General features: G+C 66.5%; 12 protein-coding genes. 6 read left to right on the top strand and 6 right to left on the bottom strand.

Features of this window, described 5'->3' with window-relative positions:
- Nucleotides 1-116: 116 nt before the first annotated feature.
- The 6 genes from RVU70_RS05130 to RVU70_RS05105 all read left to right on the top strand — a co-directional run bounded on the left by RVU70_RS05130 (nucleotide 117) and on the right by RVU70_RS05105 (nucleotide 8,048).
- Complete coding sequence (locus RVU70_RS05130) at nucleotides 117-3,632, top strand: indolepyruvate ferredoxin oxidoreductase family protein (protein ID WP_363350001.1); 3,516 nt, start codon at nucleotides 117-119, stop codon at nucleotides 3,630-3,632.
- An 11-nt stretch (nucleotides 3,633-3,643) separates the two neighbouring features.
- Nucleotides 3,644-4,414, top strand: a complete 771-nt coding sequence (locus RVU70_RS05125) for a cobalt-precorrin-6A reductase (protein ID WP_363350000.1) — start codon at nucleotides 3,644-3,646, stop codon at nucleotides 4,412-4,414.
- Nucleotides 4,411-5,868, top strand: a complete 1,458-nt coding sequence (locus tag RVU70_RS05120) for a cobyric acid synthase (RefSeq protein ID WP_363349999.1) — start codon at nucleotides 4,411-4,413, stop codon at nucleotides 5,866-5,868. The genes RVU70_RS05125 and RVU70_RS05120 overlap by 4 nt, the downstream gene beginning before the upstream one ends.
- Complete coding sequence (gene cobD / locus RVU70_RS05115; RefSeq protein WP_363349998.1) at nucleotides 5,865-6,878, top strand: threonine-phosphate decarboxylase CobD; 1,014 nt, start codon at nucleotides 5,865-5,867, stop codon at nucleotides 6,876-6,878. The genes RVU70_RS05120 and cobD overlap by 4 nt, the downstream gene beginning before the upstream one ends.
- Nucleotides 6,878-7,615 carry a 5,6-dimethylbenzimidazole synthase gene (gene bluB, locus RVU70_RS05110; protein ID WP_363349997.1) on the top strand — a complete coding sequence of 246 codons (738 nt, stop codon included), beginning with the start codon at nucleotides 6,878-6,880 and terminating at the stop codon, nucleotides 7,613-7,615. Before cobD ends, bluB begins: the two co-directional genes overlap by 1 nt.
- 139 nt (nucleotides 7,616-7,754) lie before the next feature.
- Entirely contained in the window at nucleotides 7,755-8,048 is a 294-nt protein-coding gene (locus RVU70_RS05105) for a hypothetical protein (RefSeq protein ID WP_363349996.1), read from the top strand.
- A gap of 30 nt (nucleotides 8,049-8,078) precedes the next feature.
- Here RVU70_RS05105 and RVU70_RS05100 read toward each other — a convergent pair whose 3' ends face one another.
- The 6 genes from RVU70_RS05100 to RVU70_RS05075 form a co-directional block, all read right to left on the bottom strand.
- Nucleotides 8,079-11,177, bottom strand: coding sequence for an efflux RND transporter permease subunit (locus tag RVU70_RS05100; RefSeq protein ID WP_363349995.1), 3,099 nt, complete (start codon nucleotides 11,175-11,177; stop codon nucleotides 8,079-8,081).
- Nucleotides 11,174-14,308 (bottom strand): efflux RND transporter permease subunit, encoded by a 3,135-nt coding sequence (locus RVU70_RS05095; RefSeq protein ID WP_363349994.1) that lies wholly within the window; start codon nucleotides 14,306-14,308, stop codon nucleotides 11,174-11,176. Before RVU70_RS05095 ends, RVU70_RS05100 begins: the two co-directional genes overlap by 4 nt.
- A gap of 11 nt (nucleotides 14,309-14,319) precedes the next feature.
- A complete protein-coding gene (locus RVU70_RS05090; protein WP_363349993.1) occupies nucleotides 14,320-15,615 on the bottom strand; it encodes an efflux RND transporter periplasmic adaptor subunit in 1,296 nt (431 codons plus the stop codon).
- The gene (locus RVU70_RS05085; RefSeq protein WP_363349992.1) at nucleotides 15,612-17,177 is read right to left on the bottom strand and encodes an efflux transporter outer membrane subunit; all 1,566 of its coding nucleotides are present in this window, start codon (nucleotides 17,175-17,177) and stop codon (nucleotides 15,612-15,614) included. Before RVU70_RS05085 ends, RVU70_RS05090 begins: the two co-directional genes overlap by 4 nt.
- A gap of 209 nt (nucleotides 17,178-17,386) precedes the next feature.
- Complete coding sequence (locus RVU70_RS05080; RefSeq protein ID WP_363349991.1) at nucleotides 17,387-18,106, bottom strand: DUF2147 domain-containing protein; 720 nt, start codon at nucleotides 18,104-18,106, stop codon at nucleotides 17,387-17,389.
- 65 nt (nucleotides 18,107-18,171) lie between these two features.
- Nucleotides 18,172-20,769 carry an MMPL family transporter gene (locus RVU70_RS05075; protein WP_363349990.1) on the bottom strand — a complete coding sequence of 866 codons (2,598 nt, stop codon included), beginning with the start codon at nucleotides 20,767-20,769 and terminating at the stop codon, nucleotides 18,172-18,174.
- Between the last annotated feature and the right edge of the window lie 36 nt (nucleotides 20,770-20,805).

Genomic DNA, 20,805 nt, shown 5'->3' with positions numbered 1-20,805 from the left:
TGACACACCATGCGGTCCGAGCCTCATCCGGGCTCAAGTGCTCGTTCCTGGTCGTTTTATGCGTTCTGGCGCACCACCCAAGCGCGCATCGCCGTTTCGCGCAGGAGAGTTGTTGAATGGCGGATTTGGTCGCCGGCGACGTTACCCCCGGCTCCGCCCTCGGCGAGGCCAGGCTTTCCGATCGTTTCGACCTCGCCCGGGACCGCGTGCTGATCACGGGCACGCAGGCGATCGTGCGCCTGCTGCTGATGCAGAAGGAGCGGGACCGCCGCGCGGGCCTGAACACGTCTGGGTTCATCACCGGCTATCGCGGTTCGCCCCTGGGCGGCGTCGACGCCCAGATGCACAAGGCGAAGCCGCTCTTCGACGCAAACAACATCCTGTTCATGCCGGGCCTCAACGAGGACCTCGCCGCCACCGCCATCTGGGGCGCGCAGCAGGCCGAGATGCGCGGCGAGGGCAAATATGACGGCGTCTTTTCCATCTGGTACGGCAAGGGACCGGGCGTCGACCGCAGCGGCGACGCGCTGCGCCACGTGAATCTCGCGGGGACGTCCCGCCATGGCGGCGTGCTGGCGCTGATGGGGGACGATCACACCGCCGAATCTTCGACGACAGCGCATCAGTCCGACTTCCATTTCGTCGACGTCATGATGCCGATCCTCTCCCCCGCCGGCGTGCAGGAAATTCTCGATTACGGCGTTTACGGCTTCGCCCTGTCGCGTTTCGCCGGCGTGTGGGTCGGCCTGAAACTCTTGAAAGACACGGTCGAGTCGACCGCCTCGATCGACGGCGCGCTCGACCGCGTGCGGCCGATTATCCCTTTCGATTTCGTCTTGCCGGCGGGCGGGCTCAATATTCGCCCGAGCGACCCGGTGCTCGCGCAGGAAGAGCGATTGCAGGAGAGCAAGCGCGACGCCATGCTCGCTTTCATCCGCGCCAATCGCTTGAACCGCATCATCGCCTCCGGCGGCGCCACCCCCAAAATCGGCGTCATCACCGTCGGCAAGTCCTATCTCGACGTGCGTCAGGCGCTCGACGATCTCGGGATTGACGAAATCAAGGCAAATGATCTCGGCCTGCGACTTTATAAGATCGCCGCGCCCTGGCCGCTCGAGCCCAAAGGGGTCATCGACTTCGCGCGCGGCCTCGATCTCATCATGGTGGTCGAGGAAAAGCGTTCGCTCATTGAAGTGCAGCTGCGCGAGACGCTCTACGGCACGCCGCATCAGCCGGTCTGCATCGGCAAGAAGGACGAGCGCGGCGACTGGCTGTTCCCTGTCAAAGGCGCGCTCGACGCCAATGACGTGGCGATCGCCATCGGCCGTCGTCTCCTGAAGTATCACGCGTCGGAAGAGCTCGAAGCGCGCGTGCGCCGTCTCGAACGGCTGCAGGACCGGCGCAAGACGATGACCGACGTCACCGTGCGCGTGCCGCATTTCTGCGCCGGCTGCCCGCATTCGACCTCGACCCACGTGCCCGAGGGGGCGCGCGCCTATACGGGCATCGGCTGTCATTATATGGCGCAATGGATGGGCCGCTCGACCGAGGGCTACACCCATATGGGCGGCGAGGGCGCGAATTGGATCGGCGAAGCGCCGTTCTCGACGCGCCGCCACATGTTCCAAAACCTCGGCGACGGCACCTATAATCATTCTGGCTCGCTCGCCATCCGCTTCGCCGTGGCGGCCGGGACCAACATCACCTTCAAGATTCTCTACAATGGCGTCGTCGCCATGACCGGCGGCCAAAAGCACGAGGGCGGCCTCACCGTCGAAGCGATCGTGCATCAGGTCGCCGCCGAGGGGGTGAAGAAGATCGCGCTCGTCTCGGACGAGCCCGGCAAATATCCGCCGACGATCGCCTGGCCGCCGGGCCTCACCCTCCATCACCGCAACGTCATCAACGAGGTGCAGCGCGAGCTGTCGCAGACGGAGGGCGTCACCGTCCTCATCTACGACCAGACCTGCGCGACCGAGAAGCGTCGTCTGCGCAAGCGCGGCCTGATGCCCGACCCCGACGCGCGCGTCATCATCAACGAGCTCGTCTGCGAGGGCTGCGGCGATTGCGGCACGGCGTCGAACTGCGTCGCGGTGCAGCCGGTCGAGACCGAATTCGGCCGCAAGCGACGCATCGATCAGTCCGCCTGCAACAAGGATTTCTCCTGCCTCGAAGGCTTTTGCCCGAGCTTCGTGACGGTGCGCGGCGGAAGCATGAAAAAGGCGCCGCTGCCGACGAAGGCGGACACACACGGCCAGCCCGCGCTGCCGGAGCCGAAGCTCGCCGAGCTCGGCGCGACGCCTTTCGGCGTTCTGATCGCAGGCCTCGGCGGCACGGGCGTCGTTACTGTCTCGGCCATTCTCGGCATGGCCGCGCATCTCGAGGGCAAGGGCGTCGGCGTCATCGACATGGCCGGCCTCGCGCAAAAGGGCGGGGCCGTCTATTGCCACGTAAAGATCGGCCGCACGCCCGCCGACGTTCACGCGATCCGCATCGCGGCGGGCGAAGCCAATCTTCTGCTCGGTTGCGATCTCGTCGTCGCCGGGGCCAAGCAGGTGCTCGCAGCGGTCGAGCAGGGCAAGACGGCGGTGCTCGTCAACAGCGCCGAGGTGTTCCCCGGCGACATCGAGCGCAATCCCGATTTCGTGCTGCCATCAGAGGAGATCAAGCAGGCGATCCGCCGCGCCGGCGGGCCGGAGTCGATCTTCATTGACACCACCGCGCTCGCCCAGGCGCTGCTCGGCGACTCCATCGCCGCCAATATTTTCATTCTCGGCTACGCCTGGCAGAAGGGCTATCTGCCGCTCTCCGAAGCGGCGATCCTGCGCGCCATCGAACTCAACGGCGAATCCGTGCCGATGAATCACTCGGCCTTCCTCTGGGGCCGCCGCGCCGCGCATGACATGAAGAGCGTCGAGGCGGTCGTGCAGTCGCTGCGCCGTCCGACCGAAGCCAGGCAACGCTCGAAGACGCTCGAAGAAGTCATCGAGCGCCGCGCCGCTTTTCTCGTCGACTATCAGAACCAGGCCTACAGCGCGCATTATCGCGCCCGCGTCGAGGCGATCGCGAAAGTCGAGAAGGCGCGCGCGCCGGGCTCGACCGAACTGACCGAGGCGGTCGCCCGCTATCTCTTCAAGCTGATGGCCTTCAAGGACGAGTTCGAAGTCTCGCGGCTTTATACGAGCGAAGCGTTCCAGCGCCAGCTCGCCGAGACCTTCGAGGGCGATCTCAGGCTCGAATTGCACCTCGCGCCGCCGATCCCCTTCCTGCAGCGCAAGACCGACTTCGGCGGCTCGCGCAAGATCACCTTCGGCCCGTATATGTTCACGGTGATGAAGGCGCTCGCGAAACTCAAATGGATGCGGGGCCGCTGGTTCGACGTCACCCGCTTCAACAACGACCGCATCGTCGAGCGCAAACTGCTCGCCGACTACGAGGCGCTGATCGACGAGATCCTCGCCGCGCTGACGCCCGAAAATCACGCCGCCGCCGTGGCGCTGGCGAAGCTGCCCGAGAAGATACGCGGCTTCGGCCATATCAAGGGGCGGCATATTGCGGCGGCCGAGGCCGAGCGGGCGCGACTCCTCGCGGACTTTCGCAGCCCGGCGGCGGTAAAGCTCGCCGCAGAGTGAGGCGCGGATCTTTGTGCAATGAAGGGGACGGCGAGGCCGGGCGGGGGGCCGCCCGCCGGATTCTGCTCCTCGGCGGCACGAGCGAGGGCCGCGCCCTTGCCGCGCGTCTGGCCGCGCTTCGCTATGACGGCGTCGTTTCTCTCGCCGGCCGCACCAGCGCGCCGCTCGCCCAGGCGCTGCCGACACGCGTCGGCGGCTTCGGCGGCGTCGAGGGGCTGAAGCGCTATCTTACCGAGGAGCGCTTCACGCATGTGATCGACGCCACCCACCCTTTCGCCGCGCAGATCTCGGCGAACGCCGGCGCGGCCTGCGCGGCGCTCGGCGTCCCGTTCATCGCCTATGTGCGCGCGCCGTGGGCGCCCGAGCCAGGCGACCGCTGGATCGAGGTTGCGGACAATAAAAGCGCAGCCGCGGCGCTGGGAGAAACGCCGCGCCGGGTGTTTCTGACAATCGGGCGGCAGGGCGTCGCGGACTTTCGCGACGCCCCGCAGCATGATTATGTGCTGCGCGTGATTGAACGACCCGACCCCGCAGAGCTGCCGCGAAGCTGCGAGCTGATTTCCGCTCGCGGACCCTTTGCGCGCGAGGCGGAAATCGCGCTCATGCGCGAAAAGCGCATCGACATTGTCGTGACCAAGAACAGCGGCGGCGCCCTCACTTACGCCAAGATCGAGGCGGCGCGGGCGCTGGGCCTGCCGGTCGTGATGATCGCGCCGCCGGCCCGAACGGACGTTCCCGTGGCGCATGACGTCGAGGCCGTGCTGGCCTTTCTGGCGTCATGAGCCGCAAGCTGATGATCCAGGGCACGGGGTCGGACGTTGGCAAGTCGCTCGTCGTCGCCGGGCTCGCGCGCGCCTTCGTGCGTCGCGGGCTCAAGGTCGCGCCGTTCAAGCCGCAGAACATGTCGAACAACGCCGCCGTCACGGCCGACGGCGGCGAGATCGGCCGCGCCCAGGCCTTGCAGGCGCGCGCGGCGCGACTGGCCCCGAGCGTGGATATGAACCCGGTCCTGCTCAAGCCGCAGGGCGCCAATGGCTCGCAAGTGGTGGTGCGCGGCCGCGTCGCCGGCCAGGCGACGGCGCGCGACTACCAGAGCTGGAAGCCGCGATTGATGCCCGCCGTCACGGAGAGTTTTGCAAGGCTCGCCGCGACGGCTGATCTCGTCCTTATCGAGGGCGCAGGCAGTGCGGCGGAGATCAATCTGCGCGCCAACGACATCGCCAATATGGGCTTCGCCCGCGCCGTCGACGCGCCGGTCGTGCTCGTCGGCGATATCGACCGCGGCGGCGTCATCGCCCAGCTCGTCGGCTGCCAGGCGGTGCTCGACGCAGACGACGCGGCCCTGATCGAGGGCTTCATCGTCAACAAGTTCCGCGGCGACGCCGCGCTGTTCTCGGACGGCATGCATTACGTCGCGCGGCGCACCGGCTGGCGCGCCCTCGGCCTTCTACCGTTTTTCGAGGCCGCCGACCGTCTGCCGGCGGAGGACGCTTTCAGCCTGCGCGGGCGGCGCGCCAATGAAAAGCGCGGCGTCGTCATCGCGGTTCCGCTGCTGCCGCATATCGCCAATTTCGATGATCTCGATCCTCTGAAGGCCGAGCGCGGCGTCGATCTGCGATTCATCGCGCCGGGCGAGCCCCTTCCCGCCGAGGCCCGCCTCGTAATTCTGCCCGGCTCCAAGGCGACGATCGCCGACCTTGCCGCATTTCGCGCCAATGGCTGGGACATCGACCTTCTCGCCCATGTGCGGCGCGGCGGGCGTGTCTTCGGCATATGCGGCGGCTACCAGATGCTCGGCCGCGCGCTCCGCGATCCATTGGGCGTGGAAGGCGACGCCGGCGACGCGAATGGCCTCGGCCTACTCGACATTGAGACGACGCTGACGGAGACTAAAACGCTGGTGGAGGTCAGGGGGCGCGCGCTCGCCTTCGATGCGCCGTTTCATGGCTATGAGATGCATGTCGGCGCGACGCGGGGCGCGGCTTGCGCGCGGCCTTTGCTGCGCTTCGACGACAGCCGGCTCGACGGCGCCATCTCGGGCGACGGCCTCGTCATGGGCGCTTATGTGCACGGGCTTTTTGCCGACGATGCGTTGCGCGCGGCGTTTCTTGCAGGGATCGGCGCCGAGGCGTCGCCGTTGCGCTTCGAGCAGTCGATCGAGGAGACGCTCGACGCGCTCGCCGCGCATTGCGAAAGTCACCTCGATCTCGACGCGCTGCTGGAGATCGCCCGATGACGGCGCATCGTCCCGCGGCGGCGCCCCTCGCGCATGGCGGCCGGCTCGACGCCGCGCGCCAACGCTATCCCCACGCGCCCCAACCCTGGGTCGATCTGTCGACGGGGATCAGTCCGCGTCCCTATCCGCCGCCGCCGCTCGCGCCCGCCGTCTTTGCGCGTTTGCCCGATGACGACGCCGTCGCGGCGCTCCTCGCCGCCGCCCGCGCCGCCTATGGCGCGCCGGACCGGGCGGCGATCGTCGCCGGCGCCGGCGCCCAGGCCTTCATCCAGCTGCTGCCGCGCGTCTTCCCGGCGCGCCGCGTCGGCGTTCTGGGCTTTGCCTATGCGGAGCATGGCGCCCGCTGGTCCGCCGCCGGGGCGGATGTCTCCACAGTCTCGCGCTTGGAGGATCTCGCCGTTTTCGACGCCGCCGTGATCGTCAATCCGAACAATCCAGACGGCCGGGTGCTGACGCCGCCGCACATCGCGCCGCTGGCCCAGGAGATGACGCGAAAGGGCGGCCTGCTCGTCCTCGACGAATCCTTCATGGATTTCTTTCCGGAGCAGAGCGCCGTCTCGCTTGCGGCGCAAGACGGCGTCGTCGTGCTGCGGTCGTTCGGCAAAGCCTATGGGCTGGCGGGCGTCCGGCTCGGCTTCGCCATCTGCGCGCCTCCCCGCGCCGCGGCGCTCAGCGCCGGCGTCGGGCCCTGGGCCGTTTCGGGACCGGCGCTGGCGATCGGCGCAACGGCGCTCGCCGATCTCGACTGGCGGCGGAGGGCGGCCGCGGCTTGCGGCGCCGACGCCGCCCGTCTCGACGCGACGCTGGCGCGCGCCGGCTTCGAGCTTTTGGGCGGGGTCTCGCTGTTTCGCCTCTACCGCCATGAACGGGCCGGCGACTGGTTTACGCGGCTTTGCGAGAAGGGCGTTCTCGCACGGTCCTTTCCGGAGCGGCCCGACTGGTTGCGATTTGGCCTCCCGCCCGACGAGATCGCCTGGCGGCGCCTCTCCGACGCGCTGGAGATTGAGTAATGGTTGGGGAAAAACCGCTCCCGCGGCCATTAGCCGCGGACGAGGCGGCGGAAGCGATCGGCCCCACGACGCCCTTCAACGCGGCGGAGCGCGCCGCCGTCTATCGCGCGATCTACACGCGCCGCGACGTGCGCGACGAGTTCTTGAGCGACGACGTCCCGCAGGCCGTTCTCATGCGGATTCTCGACGCCGCCCATCATGCGCCTTCGGTCGGCTTCATGCAGCCCTGGAATTTCATCATCATTCGCGACCGCGCCGTTCGCGGGGCGGTGCATGAAGTTTTCCGGCGCGGCGCGGCGGCCGAAGAGCAAATCCTCGATCCGGCGCGGCGCGCGCACTATCGCAATCTCAAACTCGAAGGCATTCTCAAGGCCCCCGTCAATATTTGCGTCACCTGCGACCGCAGCCGTCACGGGTCCACGGGGCTCGGCCGCACCCAGCAGCCGAACACCGATCTGTTGAGCACCGCCTGCGCCGTGCAGAATCTGTGGCTCGCCGCTCGCGTCGAGGGCGTCGGCGTCGGCTGGGTCAGCATCATGCGCGAGAGCGACATGCGCGACATTCTCGGCATTCCGCAGGAGATCGCCGTCGTCGCCTATCTCTGCGTCGGCTTCGTGGAGCGCGCTTACGTCAAACCTGAACTGGAGGTGAAGCGCTGGGCGTCGCGTCTGCCGCTGGAGACCCTGGTCTTCGAAGACCGCTGGGGACGCTCTTGCCCCTCCACAAAGCTGCCTTAATTCCTTTACCAAATAGTAACCGGCGAGCAATTCCTCTGTTGTGAACGCCATCTTAAGCGTCGCAAAAAATGTCGTTTGCGATCGTGTTGGCAATCGAGGAATCATCGCGACGCTCCATCTCGAGGAGCTGCGGAGACGCATGACCATGGCGCCGGCGATAATCGATCAATATTTCGACAAAGCTCTTCCGATTCAGAATAATACTGTGTTGACCGTCACCGAGGTGCCGGACTGTGAGGAGAAGCTGTTGAAGCTTCTCGAAAGCGCCATGCTGCGCGGCTTCGACAATCACGCGCGGCTCACCGAGATCCATCTGCCGATGGAGCGCTTCCCCTTCATGGATTCGAAGTTCTGGCACGTGCCGATCGAGGATTGCGGCAAGGCGCAGGTGTTGCGCTTCTTCTTCGAACATCCCGACGCCGAAGCGCATTAGGCGTCGTTTGAAGCGGAGCGGGCGGCGGCTTCAGGCGGTCGCCGCGCCTTCCTGCGCGCCCGCTTCCGGCTTGGGGGCGCGGCGCAATTTGCTCATCAGCAGATAGATGACCGGCGTCGTGTAGAGCGTCAGAATTTGGCTGAGCAGCAGGCCGCCGATAATGGTGATGCCGAGCGGGCGGCGGAGTTCCGCGCCGATTCCCGATGCAAAAGCGAGCGGCAGGGCGCCGAACATCGCCGCGAGGGTCGTCATGAGGATCGGCCGGAAGCGCTCCTTCGCCGCCTCCAGCGCCGCGTCGTGAATTGAAAGCCCGCGCTCGCGCTCCGCGGAGAGCGCGAAGTCGACGAGCATGATGCCGTTCTTTTTCACAATGCCGATCAGCAGCAGAATGCCGATGAAGGCGATCACCGTGAATTCCACGCCGAACAACTCGAGCGACAACAGCGCGCCGAGCCCTGCGGAAGGAAGCGTCGAAATGATGGTGATGGGATGCACGAGACTTTCGTAGAGAATGCCGAGGATGATGTAGACGGCGAGCAGGGCGGCGAGGATGAGCGTCGCCATGCCGCGCGCGATCTTGCGGAAGTCGGCGGCGTCGCCCGCAAAGCCCGCGTGCAGGCTGCTCGGCGGATTGAGCTCCTGGATCATCGCTTCGATGGCGGCGGTCGCGGCGTCGAGCGATGAACCCGGCGCGACATTGTAGGAAAGGGTCACCGCCGGCAACACGCCCTGATGGTTGACGACGAGCGGCATGGCCCCGCGCTCGATGCGCGCGAGCGAGGTCAGCGGAATTTGCACGCCGGTCGAGCTCGACACATAGACGCCGGCGAGATCGCGGATGTCGCGCTGGCGCGACGGCGGCGTCTCGAACACGACCCGATACTGGTTGCGCTGCGTGTAGATGATCGTGTCTTGGCGCTGGCCGAAGGCGCTGTTGAGCGCAGCGTTGATCGCCGCGATCGGCACGTTCATGCGCGAGGCCGCGTTACGATCGATAACGACCGAGGCGCGAAGTCCGCCCTGCTCCTTGTCGGACGTCACGTCGACGAGTTCGGGGAGTTGTTTCATGCGCGCCAGCACTTTCTGGCGCCATTCCTCCAGCTCTTCGAGCGAGGCGTCGGAGAGGGTGAACTGATATTGCGATTTGCTCACGCGCCCGCCGCTGCGCAAGTCCTGCGAGGGCACCATGTAGACGCTCAAGCCCTCGATCTTGGCGAATTCCCGGCGCAGGCGGTTGATGACCTCCCGGCTCGACGCTTTGCGCACGCCGACCGGCTTCAGCGAGACGAAGACACGACCCTGATTTCCCGAGGCCGTGAGCGGACCGGCGCCGATGAAGGAGCCGACGTCGGAGACGTCCGGGTCCGCGAGCAGGACTTCGGTCGCCCGCCGTTGCAGCCGCGACATTTCTTCGAAGGAAACGTCCGGCGAAGCCTCCGTCGTGCCGTTGATGAGTCCGATGTCGTCTTGCGGCAGGTTGCCCTTCGGAATGGTGCGGTAGAGCTGCACGGTCCACAGCACTGTGACGAGAATGACGACGAGCGTAATCCAGGGATGGTCGACCACGGGCCGCAGCGTGCGCGAGTAGAACTCGACGATCCGATCGAGCCCCCCCTCGATCCACCGATCGAAGCGGGTCTGATGCTTTTTCTCTCGCGCCGGCAGCCAGGCGCAGACCATCGGCGTCACGGTCAGCGACACCACCGTCGAGATGACGATGGTGAAAGCGAGCGTCACGGAGAATTCCCGCAGGAGACGCCCCATCACGCCTTCCATGAACAGGAGCGGGATGAAGACGGCGACCAGCGACAGGCTGATCGACACCACGGTAAAGCCGATCTGTTTCGCGCCGATGAGCGCCGCCTCCAACCGGCTCAGGCCTTTTTCCCGATTGCTCTCGATGTTCTCGATCATGACGATGGCGTCGTCGACGACGAAGCCCACCGCAATGGTGAGCGCCATGAGCGACAGATTGTCGATCGAGAAGCCCGCGAGCCACATGGCCGCGCAGGTGCCAACGAGCGACAGCGGCACGGTGATCCCCGCCGCAATGACCGGCGTCGCGCGGCGCAGGAAGACGAACACCACCATCATCACCAGCGCCACGGAAATGGCGAGCGTGAACTGGATGTCGTGAATGCTGGCGCGGATCGTCTGGGTGCGGTCCGCGAGCACATTGATCTTGATGCCCGAGGGCACCCATTCCTGAAGCTGCGGCAGCAGAGCCTTGATGTGATCGACGGTCTCGATGACGTTGGCGTTGGGCTGTTTGGTGACGATGACGAGCACGGCCGGCTTGCCATTGTACCACCCCGCCGACATGCGGTTGCGCACGCCGCGTTCGACCGACGCGACGTCGCCGAGCTTCACAACCGCGCCGCCCCGCGAGGCGACGACGATGTTGCGATAATCCTGCGGAGTCGAAAGCTGGTCGGTCGTGCCGAGCGTGATCTCTTGCGTGGTTCCCGCCAGCGCGCCGACGGCGGAATGCGCATTCGCGGCGAAAAGCGCCCGCGCCACTTCATTGACCCCGAGATTCATCGCCGCGAGCCGCGCCGAATCGACCTGCACGCGGATCGCCGGCTGTTCGGCGCCGGCGATGCGCGCTTCGGCGACGCCCGGCACCTGCGAAATGCGCTGAGCGATAACCGAGTCCGTCGCGTCGAAAACGACGCTCGTCGGCAGCGTGTCGGAGGTGAGCGCCAGCACCAGCACTGGCATGGTCGACTGGCTGGCCTTGCGAAAGGTCGGCGCCGTCGGCAGGTCGCTCGGCAGATCGACGAGCGAGGCGTTGATCGCCGCCTGCACGTCGCGCGCCGCGGCGTCGATGTCCTTGTCGATGTCGAACTGGGCGATGATCTGCGTCGAGCCGAGCGAACTGGTCGAGGTCAATTCGTTCAGCCCGGAGATGCCGGAAAGACGCCGCTCGAGCGGCGCGGCGACCGAGGCCGCCATGGTTTCGGGGTCGGCGCCGGGGCGCGAGGCGCCGATGCCGATCGCGGGGAAGTCCACGGCCGGAAGGCTCGCAACCGGCAGAAAGAAATAAGCGACGGCGCCGATCAGAAACAGCGCGGCGGCGAGCAAGGTGGTCCCGACCGGCCGGCGGATGAAGGGTTCGGAGACGTTCACTCCGCCGCCTCCCGCCGGTGTGGCGGCTCTTCCGCCTGCCCGGGCGTTTCGGCGGGCGCCTCCTCCGGCGTTCCGCCGAGCAGCCGCTGACGCAGGCGCTCGACCTGAAGATAGAGCACGGGCGTCGTGTAGAGCGTCAGCGCTTGGCTCACGAGCAGGCCGCCGATGATCGAGACGCCGAGCGGAATGCGCAACTCGCTCCCCGGCCCATGCGCGAGCGCGAGCGGCAGCGCGCCGAACAACGCGGCGAGCGTCGTCATCATGATCGGGCGAAAGCGCAGTTGCGCCGCGCGCACGATCGATTCCTGCGGCGAGAGCCCCTCGAGACGCTCGGCTTCGAGCGCGAAGTCGATCATCATGATCGCGTTTTTCTTCACGATGCCCATCAGCAGCACGATGCCGATGAGCGCCACGATCGAGAGGTCGATGCCGAGCGCCAGCAACGCGAGCAGCGCGCCGACGCCGGCGGAGGGCAGCGTGGTGAGCACGGTGAAGGGATGGGCGAAACTCTCATAGAGCACGCCCAGCACGACATAGATGGCGATGACGGCGGCGAGGATCAGCCAGGGCTCGCTCGCCAGCGACTTGTTGAACTCCGCGGCGTCGGCGCTGAACACGCCGGTGATGGTCGGCGGCATGCCGATCGCCTTCTCGGCCGCGGCGACCATTTTCACCGCATCGCCGAGCGCCACGCCCTTGGCGAGATCGAAGCTGATGGTCGAGGCGGGGAACTGGTCCTGGTGCGCGACGGAAAGCGGCGCGGCGACGTTGTCGATACGCACGAAGGTCGCGAGCGGCGTCTGCGGGCCGCCGCCGACCGGCGCCACATAGAGCTTCTCGAGCGCCGACATGTCGCGCAGATATTGCGGCGCCGCCTCGAGGATCACGCGATACTGGTTCGACTGCGTGTAGATCGTCGAAATCTGGCGCTGGCCAAAGGCGTCGTTGAGAACATTGTCGACGTCCTGCGCCGAGATGCCGAGTCGCCCCATCTTGTCGCGGTCGATGCGCATCAGCCCGCGCAGGCCGCCGTCCTGCGTTTCGGCGGCGACGTTCTTCAGGCCCGGCGTCGCGCGCAATTGATCGAGCAGGCGGTTGGACCAGCGCAGCAGGTCGCCGGAGTCCGCCGAGGTCAGCGTGTATTGATACTGCGAGCGGCTCGGCCGCGTGGTGATCTGAATATCCTGCACCGGCTCGATGAACAGCGTGGCGCCCGCGACCTTCTCGCCGTCCTGCTTCAACCTGTCGGCAATCTCGTCGGCAGTGGCGTCGCGCAGGTCGCGATTGCGCAGGGTTACGGTCAGGCGGCCGACATTGGTCGTGGCGTTGAGCGCTCCGACGCCGAGCACCGAGGTGACGCCGGTCACGTCCGGATCCTTGCGAAAGGCCTCGGCGACCTTCGCCTGCAGCGCCTTCATGCGTTCGAAGGAGGCGTCGGGCGAGGCCTCGAGAACGACGCTGAGCACGCCCGTGTCCTGCCGCGGCAGGAAGCCTTTCGGAATATAGGCCCAGAGCGCCACGGTGAGCGCCAAGGTGCCGGCGGTTAGGATCATCATGAAGCGCTGATGGGCGAGCGCCCAGTCGAGCGAGCGATAGTATTTGTGGTCGAGCCAGAGCGACAGCCGTTCCCACCGCGAATCGCCGCTTTCGGGCGCGGCGCGCAGCAGCACGGCGCAGAGCATGGGCGTGAGCGTCAGGGAAATGACCGCCGAAATGACCACGGCGATCGACAGCGTCAACGCGAATTCGCGGAACATGCGGCCGACGATGCCGGTCATGAACAGGAGCGGGATGAAGACCGCGATCAGCGAGACCGTGAGCGACACGACGGTGAAGCCGATCTCCTTGGCGCCGTCGAGCGCCGCCTGTAGCGGCGTCTTGCCGTGCTCGATATTGCGGAACACGTTTTCGATCATCACGATTGCGTCGTCGACGATGAAGCCGGTGCCGATGGTCAGCGCCATCAAAGACAGATTGTCGAGCGAGAAGCCGGCCGCCCACATCAAGAAGAACGTCGCGATGATCGACAGCGGGAGGCTGACGCCGGCGATCAGCGTCGCGCGCCAGCTGCGCAGGAACATCAGCACTACGGCCACGACCAGGCCCGCCGCGATGACGAGGGTGAGCTGCACCTCGTGGATCGAGGCGCGGATCGTGTCGGTGCGGTCGTTGACGATGTCGAGGCGCATGCCGGCAGGCAGTTCGCCCCGCAATTTCGGCAGCGTCTGCTTCACGCGTTCGACGGTGGCGATAATATTCGCGCCGGGCTGCCGCATCACGTCGAGAATGATCGACTGCTCGCCGTTGTGCCAGCCGCCGACGCGGGCGTTCTCGAGACCATCCCGGACGGTGGCGACGTCGCGCAGCATCACCGGCGCCTTGTTGCGCCAGGCGACGATGATCGTCTCGTACTGCTTGGCTTGCAGGATCTGGTCGTTGGCCTCGAGCGTATAGGACTGGCGCCGGCCTTCGAGCGATCCCTTGGCTCCGGCGTTGTTGGCGGCGGCGACCGCCTGGCGCAGATCCTCCATGCCGATGCGGTTCGCCGCGAGCCGCGCGAGATCGGCCTCGATGCGGATCGCCGGGCGCACGCCGCCCTGCACGGAGACGCGGCCGACGCCCGACACCTGCGCGAGCTGCGGCGCAATCAGCGTGTCGGCGAGGTCGGAGAGATCGCGCAGCGTCGCGGTCTTGGAGCCGAGCGTCAGCGTCAGCACCGGCGTGTCCGCCGGGTTCACCTTGGCGTAGACCGGCGGATAGGGCAGGTCGCGCGGCAGCGTCGAGGCGGCGGAATTGATCGCCGCCTGCACGTCTTGAGCGGCGGCGTCGATGTCGCGGCCGAGATCGAATTGCAAGGTGATCTGCGACAGCCCGAAAGAGCTTTGCGACGACATGCTGGTCAGCGACGGGATCTGCCCGAACTGCCGCTCGAGCGACGCCGTCACCAGCGAGGCGATGGTGTCAGGATTGGCGCCGGGAAGCTGCGTCGTGACCTGGATTGTGGGGAAGTCGACCTGCGGCAGCGGCGAGATCGAGAGGCGCATATAGCCCAGAATGCCGAAGAGCAGCAGCGCGAAGGCCATGAGCGAGGTCGCAACAGGCCTCTTGATGAAGGGCGCCGATACATTCATGTCGCGTCAGGTCACTTTCCGGGAGAACCTTCTCCCTTTGCGCCGTCCCCTCTTGCGCTATCCCCTTTTGCGCCGCGTCGCCGGCGCCCGCCGCCCTCGGGCTCCTTCTGCGGCTCGGCGGGCGTCGCCGCCGCCGTGGCGGGCTCCTCGACATGCGCCACGCGCACCTTCGCGCCGTCGAAAAGCCGCGCGAATCCGCTGGTCACGACGGTTGCGCCGGGCTCGAGCCCCGAGGTCAGGACGACGATGTTCTCATCCTGCCGTCCTGTTGTGACGCTTTTCATATGGGCGCGGCCGTCGTCCCCCAAAACATAGACGAAGGCGCCATTGGGTCCGCGCTGAACCGCAGGGCTCGGCGTCACGACGGCGTTGCGGATCGTGTCGAGCATCAGCCGCACATTGACGAACTGCCCCGGCCACAGGCGCAGATCCTGATTGGAGAAGGTGGCCTTCAGCTTCACCGTTCCGGTCAGCTGATCGATCTGGTTGTCGATCACCGAGAGTTCGCCGCTCTCGAGCGTCGTGGCGTTGTCGGCGCCGAGCGCCCGAACCTTGGCCGGGCCGGCGGCCTGCGCCTTCTGCACGGCCGGAAGCGCCTGCTGCGGCAGGGTGAAGACCACGTAAATCGGCTTCAGCTGGGTGACGACCACGATGCCGCCCTGGTCGGAAGGGTGCACGATATTGCCCACGTCCACGAGCCGGATGCCCACGCGTCCGTCGATCGGCGAGCGGATCGTGGCGTAGTCGAGGGTCGTCTTGGCGTTGTCGATCGCGGCCTGATCGGCGCGCACCTGCGCCTCGAGCTGCGTCACTTGCGCCTTCTGCGTGGCGTATTGCTGATGGGAAAGAAACTTGCCGGCGACGAGCTTCTCGTATCGCGTCAAATCGACGCGGGCGTTGGCGAGATTGGCCTCGTCCTGCGCCTTCTTGGCGACCGCCTGATCGTAGAGGGCCTGGTAGAGGGCAGGGTCGATCTCGGCGAGAACCTCGCCCTTCTTGACGTCCTGGCCTTCGGTAAAAGCGAGGCGCAGAAGGCGGCCGTCGACCTGGGTGCGGATCGTCACCGTATTGAGGGCCTGCACGGTGCCCACGGCGTCGATCGTCACCGGCACGTCCTCGATCCGCGCCTTCGCCGTCGCGACGCTCACGGCTTCGTCCCGCCGCCGCCCGTCGGGGCCCTCGGCGCTTTCGGCCGCAGGCTTGTCGCCTTGTCCAAAACGCAGACCGCCTTGCCACGCCCAGCCGGCGGCGAGCGCCAGCGCGAGCGCTCCAATGGCCATCAGAACCCGCCGGTCCGCGCGGATCATGGAAAGATCCCTTTATCGGCCTCATAGGCCGCGTTGGCTTGTGCGATCTCGGCGTCTCTCGTCGTGGGAGACCAGCCGCCGCCGAGCGCCTGATATAGGCTCGTCGCAGCTTGAAAGTAAGTGAGCCGCACCACGGCAAGCTGATCCTGCGCCTGAAAAAGCGTCGTCTGCGTCGTCGAGAGGGTGATGATGTCGATCGTGCCCTCCTGCAGCCGCACCTCCGCCACCTCGAGGGCGCGCGCGGCCGCCGCGGCGGCGGCGCCCTGCGCCTTTAAGGCGGCCGCCTGCTCCTTCACCGCGATCAGCGCGTTTTCAGCTTCCTGGAGCGCCGTCAACACCTGTCTGCGGTAGAGGGCGGCAAGCTCGGCGTAGCGCCCCTTCTGGTTCTCGTATTGGCCCTGGATATTGAAGCCGTCGAAGATCGGCTGGGTGAGATTGGCCGCGGCTTGCCAGGCGACCGCCTCGGGGCGCAGCAGGTTGTGCAGCAGCGCGCTCTGCACGCCATATTGCCCGGTGAGCGTAATCGAAGGGAAAAAGGCGGCGCGCGCCTGCAGCACCGAAAACTCCTGCGAGGCGAGCCGCGCCTCCGCTTCGGCCACGTCCGGGCGGCGCAGCAGCACTTCCGACGGCAGGCCGGGCGTGACCCGAGGGAAAGTCAACTTCGTCAGCGATCCGCCCTTGACGTCGACGCTTTCGGGCGTCTGGCCGATCAGCACGGCGAGCTGGTTCTTGGTCTGCCGCAAGGTTTGCTCGAGCGGCGGAATGGTCGCCCGGGCCTGCGCGAGCACGCTTTCCTGCTGCGCGACGTCGAGGGCGCTGGCGACGCCAACCTCGAAACGCGCCTGAATGGCGCGGAAGACGCGCTCGGCGATGGCGACGTTGTTATGGGCGATGCGCAGCCGGTCCTGCGCGGTGAGGACCTGGAAATAGGCGTTGATCACCGAGGAGATCGTCGAGATTTCGACCGTGTCCCGGTTGAAACGGCTGGCGTTGGCGAGGAGCCGCGCGGCGTACGAGGCGTCCTCGTTCTTGCCCCAGAAGTCGATCTCGTAGCTCGCCGTCAGGCCGAGCTGAAAGAAGCCGAATTCCCTGGCGCGAAAGCCGGTGAGCGGCGTCTGCTGCGACGAGCCGGTCGCCGTCGAGGCCGGGGTGATGTTCGATCCGGCCGAGGCGACGTTCGTCGTTGTGCCCGGCACGCGCGTCGTGCGGGCGATGTCCTGCATCGAAATATTCGGCCACAGCGCGGCGCTGGCCACGCGCGCCTGGGCGTCGGCCTGGGTGATGCGCGCGGCGGCGGCGGCGATGTCGAGATTTTCGCCCACCGCCTGCGTGACGAGCTGCATCAGCTCCTTGGAGCCGAATGCGGCGGCGAAGTCCGGCCCGCGCGGGATGGCGGTGGCGTTCACGGGCTTGGCTTCGCGAAATTTCGGCGGCGGCGGAACCGCGATGTCGGGCTTCTCCCATTCGAGATCACAGCCCACGAGCAGCGCGGACGCCGCCGCGATCGAGACGGCGTCGAGCCGCATGCGGCGCAGAAACCGGAATGCCTCGACGGCCGTCAACAGAAGCTCACTCCATCTTTCGGCGACGAGACATTCGCCTCCGGTCGCGGCGGTTCGTATGACGAACGCCGGTCGCCGGTCGGATTTGATCCTGAATGGCGGCGTATAGGCCAGAGTTGGCGCGCATCCAAATCAGCAGGCGCCAAAGCTGGCCCGCCGGCTTCCTGACGTCAAGCTTATCCTGTTAGTAATTTCACTTCAGAAAATGCTTATTGATCCGCGTCTTCCGGCGCCTTCACATGGGCCGGCGCCGCCTTGGGCGCGACAGTCTTGGTCTCCGACGCTTTCGCGGCCTTGGCCGTTTTTGCCGCCTCGGCGCCCGCCGTCGGTTTGGACGCGGGCTTGGCGGGCTCGCCCGGCTTGGCCTGGGTAGAGGCCTTGTCGACCGCCTTGCCGTCTCCCTTGCCTTCCTTTTTGGCCTCTGCGACAGGAGCCTTGCTCTCGGTCTTGCTCTCGGCCTTGCCTTCCGACTTGCTCTCCGCCTTGCCCTCCGCCTTGTCCTCGGCTTTTCCGTCGGCCTTGGCCTCGGGCTTCGGCTCGGCTTTCGGCTTGGGCGGACCGGAGACGCGCGTCCAGGTCTCGCTCTGGCACAGGAACGCCATCAGGCACCCTTGCAGGGTGAACTGGTTGGGGGACTCATAGGTGATCTTGCCCGTATAGGTCTTGCCGTCCTCCGGGTTGAAAAGATCGCCTTTCCAGCTGTTTGGCCCGGTCTTGGCGGCCGAGCGGAGCACGACGGGCGGCGGGCTGCCGTCGAGCATCGGAAGCACGCCCTTGGCGCAGAGCTTCCCGGAACAGTCGTAGAATTCGAGCTTGTCGGTCGGATGGCCGTCGCGCACCCAGACCCCATAGATGGGGTCGGCGGCGAAACTCGCGACGGGCGCGAAGAGGGCCGTGGCGGCGGCAATGCTCAGGATAAGTTTGTTCATGGCGCCGTTTCCCAAGTTGAGGTGGCCCTTAGCGAAAATAGCGAAATGCAGAAAGCCGCCTTTCGTCAAGTCGCGTCGGGCGCGCCCGGCGTCGCATGACGCGGCGGACCTAAAAAGGCGGGGACGATAATGAAGGCGGCGAGCAGCGTGAAAAACAGCGAGATCGTCAGCAACTCGCCCATGCTGGCGGTGCCTGGATGGCTGGACAGGAACAGGCTGCCAAAGGCCGTTCCCGTCGTGAGCGAGCTGAAGAAGATGGCGCGGGTGAGGCTGGACGCCAGCATGTCGACGACGCCCTTCCGCCAGGCGATGACGTAATAGATGTGGAAGGCCACGCCGACGCCGAACATCAGCGGCAGAGCGATGATATTGGCGAAATTCAGCGACACCCCCAGCATTTCCGCAGCCTGAAGGCTCATGATCCCGGCGAGCACGAGCGGGCCGAGGGTGAGCGCGACGTCGATTGCATTGCGCAAAGCTACGGCGAGAATAAGGAAGACCGCGACAAAAGCGAAGATGCCGGCTTCCAGGAAGGCGCGGGTGACCGTCTTGCCCGCCTCCGAGATGATGATGGGCGCGCCGCTCGATTCGGGCGCCACGGCCAGCATGGCGTCGGCGAATCTGCCCATGACCACGCGGTCGTTGCTGTCGCCCTTGGGGGTGGTCTCCAGCCGCACCAGGCCGTCGGCGGAAATCCAGTCGGCGCGCAACTCCTCCGGGAGAGTGTCGGGGGTGACGCGCTGGGCCTGCAAGGCGTCGCGCATCTGGCCCAGAAGCTTCTCGAAGCCGGCGAAAGCCGCGACGCGGGCCATCTCGCGGGTCTGCGGGCCGGCCTTGGCGAGGCCGTCGAGCGTCGCGGCGAAGCGCAGGACGGGAGCCTGCGGCTTCTTGGCCACGGCTGCGCGCAGCGCCTTCGCCGCGGCCGCAAGCGCCTTCACCGTTTCGGCGTCGCTCGGCGCGGGCTTGACCTTGGGATAAAGCGCGCCGCGCAGCTCGGTGGCGGCGCGTTCGATCAGCGGGAGCTTTTCATCCTGTTCGGCGGGAATGAGGGAGAAGACCGAGTCGACGTGGTCGACTTCCGGCAGCGCCAGGATCTTTTGTTTGAGCTCGCGCGCCGCCTCGAGCGAGGGCGCAAGCGTCTCGATCTTGTTGGGCGCGGTCTTCGGGTCCTTGGAGAGATCGAGGAAGGTTGCGACCGATTCGACGCGCTGATCGCGCAGATTCATCGGATTCGAGTCGAAATGCAGCCGCATCAGCGCCGGCGTCCCGGCCAGCACGATGGCGGCTGTGGCGATCAACACCAAAGGGCGGTGATGGGCGATCCAATGATCGACCGCGGCGAGCGAATGAGTCGCGATCGGCACATGCTCCGCCGGCGGGTGCAGCAGCTTGATGGCGGCGGGCAAGAAGGTCAACGTCGCGAAATAGGCGATGATCATGCCGACGCCGGCGATGAGGCCGAGCTCCGCGACGCCGAGAAACGACGTCGGCAGGAAGCAGAAAAAGCCCGCGAGCAGGGAGACGGCGGCAAGCGTCAGCGACACGCCGATGCCTTGAGTCGCATGCAGCAGCGCCGGCTCGAGATCGCCGTGGCCGTGTCGCTCCTCGCGGTAGCGCGTGGCGAATTGGATGCCGAAATCGACGCCGAGGCCGATGAACAGGGCGGCGAAGGCCACGGAAATCAGATTGAACCGGCCAATCAGCAGGATGCCCGCGCCCGAAGTGATGGCGAGCCCGGCGAGCAGCGTGACGAGCACGGCGAGGATGAGCTTCGGCGAACGCAGGGCGGCGAAGAGAATGAGCGAGACGACGACGAGCGTGCCGGCCGTGTTGAGCGCCATATTCTCCGAGAGCGTGGCGAATTCCTCGTCGGCCAGCGGCACGTCGCCGGTGAGGCGGAAGGCGTAGCCGTTCTCTTTGGTGAGCCCCAGCTCGGCCGCAGTCTTGCGAACGACCTCAATTGCTTGCCCGCCCGGCTGCAGGGCGGTGAAGTCGAGGACCGGATTGATGAGGACGATGCGTCGCGTCTCCGGCGGCCGGCCGAGGGGCGCGGATTCCTTGCCGCCGGCGAGCAGCTTCTCCCAGTCCACCTGAGCCGGGCGCCCGGCGAGCGTCGTCTCGAAAGCCTGGGAGAACTGGTCGAGTCCCGCAAGATACAGGGCGGTGGCGCGCTCGCTGCCCGCCGCCCGCTTCTGATTGGCGACGAGAACGCTCGCGAGCCCGCGCAGAGTAGGATCCTCGGCCAGCGGCGTCAGCACGTCGCGCTGGCCGATCATCATGCCAACCGTACGCTCGACCTCGGCGAGGTCGAGATAAAGCAGGCCGTTTTTCGTGAAATAAGCCGGATCGTCCGGGCGCCACACGCGGGTCAGCAGGGGCTTGCCCTTGAGTTCGGCGGTGAGCCGCGACGCGGCGTCGTCGGCCGCCGTCGGGTTGGGGGCGTCGATGACGGCGACGATGGAATTTTCGAGCTGGGGAAAGGCGCGGTAGAGCGCCATCTGGTTTTTCCGCCAGCTGACGTCCGGGGAGAAAAGATTCGCCGTGTCGGTGTCGATCGCGAAACGCTCGACGGTGAGGTAAACGCCGCCGGCGGTCAGTCCGAGCGTAAAAAGAACGACGGTCCAGGGCCAACGAAGACAGAAGGCCACCAGTTTTTCGAGCATTTACCTGACCCCGAACCTGCATTGAGACGAAAAAAA

The organism is Methylocystis echinoides, assembly GCF_040687965.1.
Classification (GTDB): domain Bacteria; phylum Pseudomonadota; class Alphaproteobacteria; order Rhizobiales; family Beijerinckiaceae; genus Methylocystis; species Methylocystis echinoides_A.
Note: the sequence above shows the minus strand (reverse complement) of the source record. Positions and strands in the feature narration are given on the sequence as shown.

Coding starts and splice junctions, on each gene's coding strand:
- RVU70_RS05130 (WP_363350001.1), top strand. CDS start 117: ATGGCGGATTTGGTCGCCGGCGACGTTACCCCCGGCTCCGCCCTCGGC.
- bluB (WP_363349997.1), top strand. CDS start 6,878: ATGGTTGGGGAAAAACCGCTCCCGCGGCCATTAGCCGCGGACGAGGCG.
- RVU70_RS05095 (WP_363349994.1), bottom strand. CDS start 14,308: ATGAATGTATCGGCGCCCTTCATCAAGAGGCCTGTTGCGACCTCGCTC.
- cobD (WP_363349998.1), top strand. CDS start 5,865: ATGACGGCGCATCGTCCCGCGGCGGCGCCCCTCGCGCATGGCGGCCGG.
- RVU70_RS05080 (WP_363349991.1), bottom strand. CDS start 18,106: ATGAACAAACTTATCCTGAGCATTGCCGCCGCCACGGCCCTCTTCGCG.
- RVU70_RS05120 (WP_363349999.1), top strand. CDS start 4,411: ATGAGCCGCAAGCTGATGATCCAGGGCACGGGGTCGGACGTTGGCAAG.
- RVU70_RS05090 (WP_363349993.1), bottom strand. CDS start 15,615: ATGATCCGCGCGGACCGGCGGGTTCTGATGGCCATTGGAGCGCTCGCG.
- RVU70_RS05075 (WP_363349990.1), bottom strand. CDS start 20,769: ATGCTCGAAAAACTGGTGGCCTTCTGTCTTCGTTGGCCCTGGACCGTC.
- RVU70_RS05105 (WP_363349996.1), top strand. CDS start 7,755: ATGACCATGGCGCCGGCGATAATCGATCAATATTTCGACAAAGCTCTT.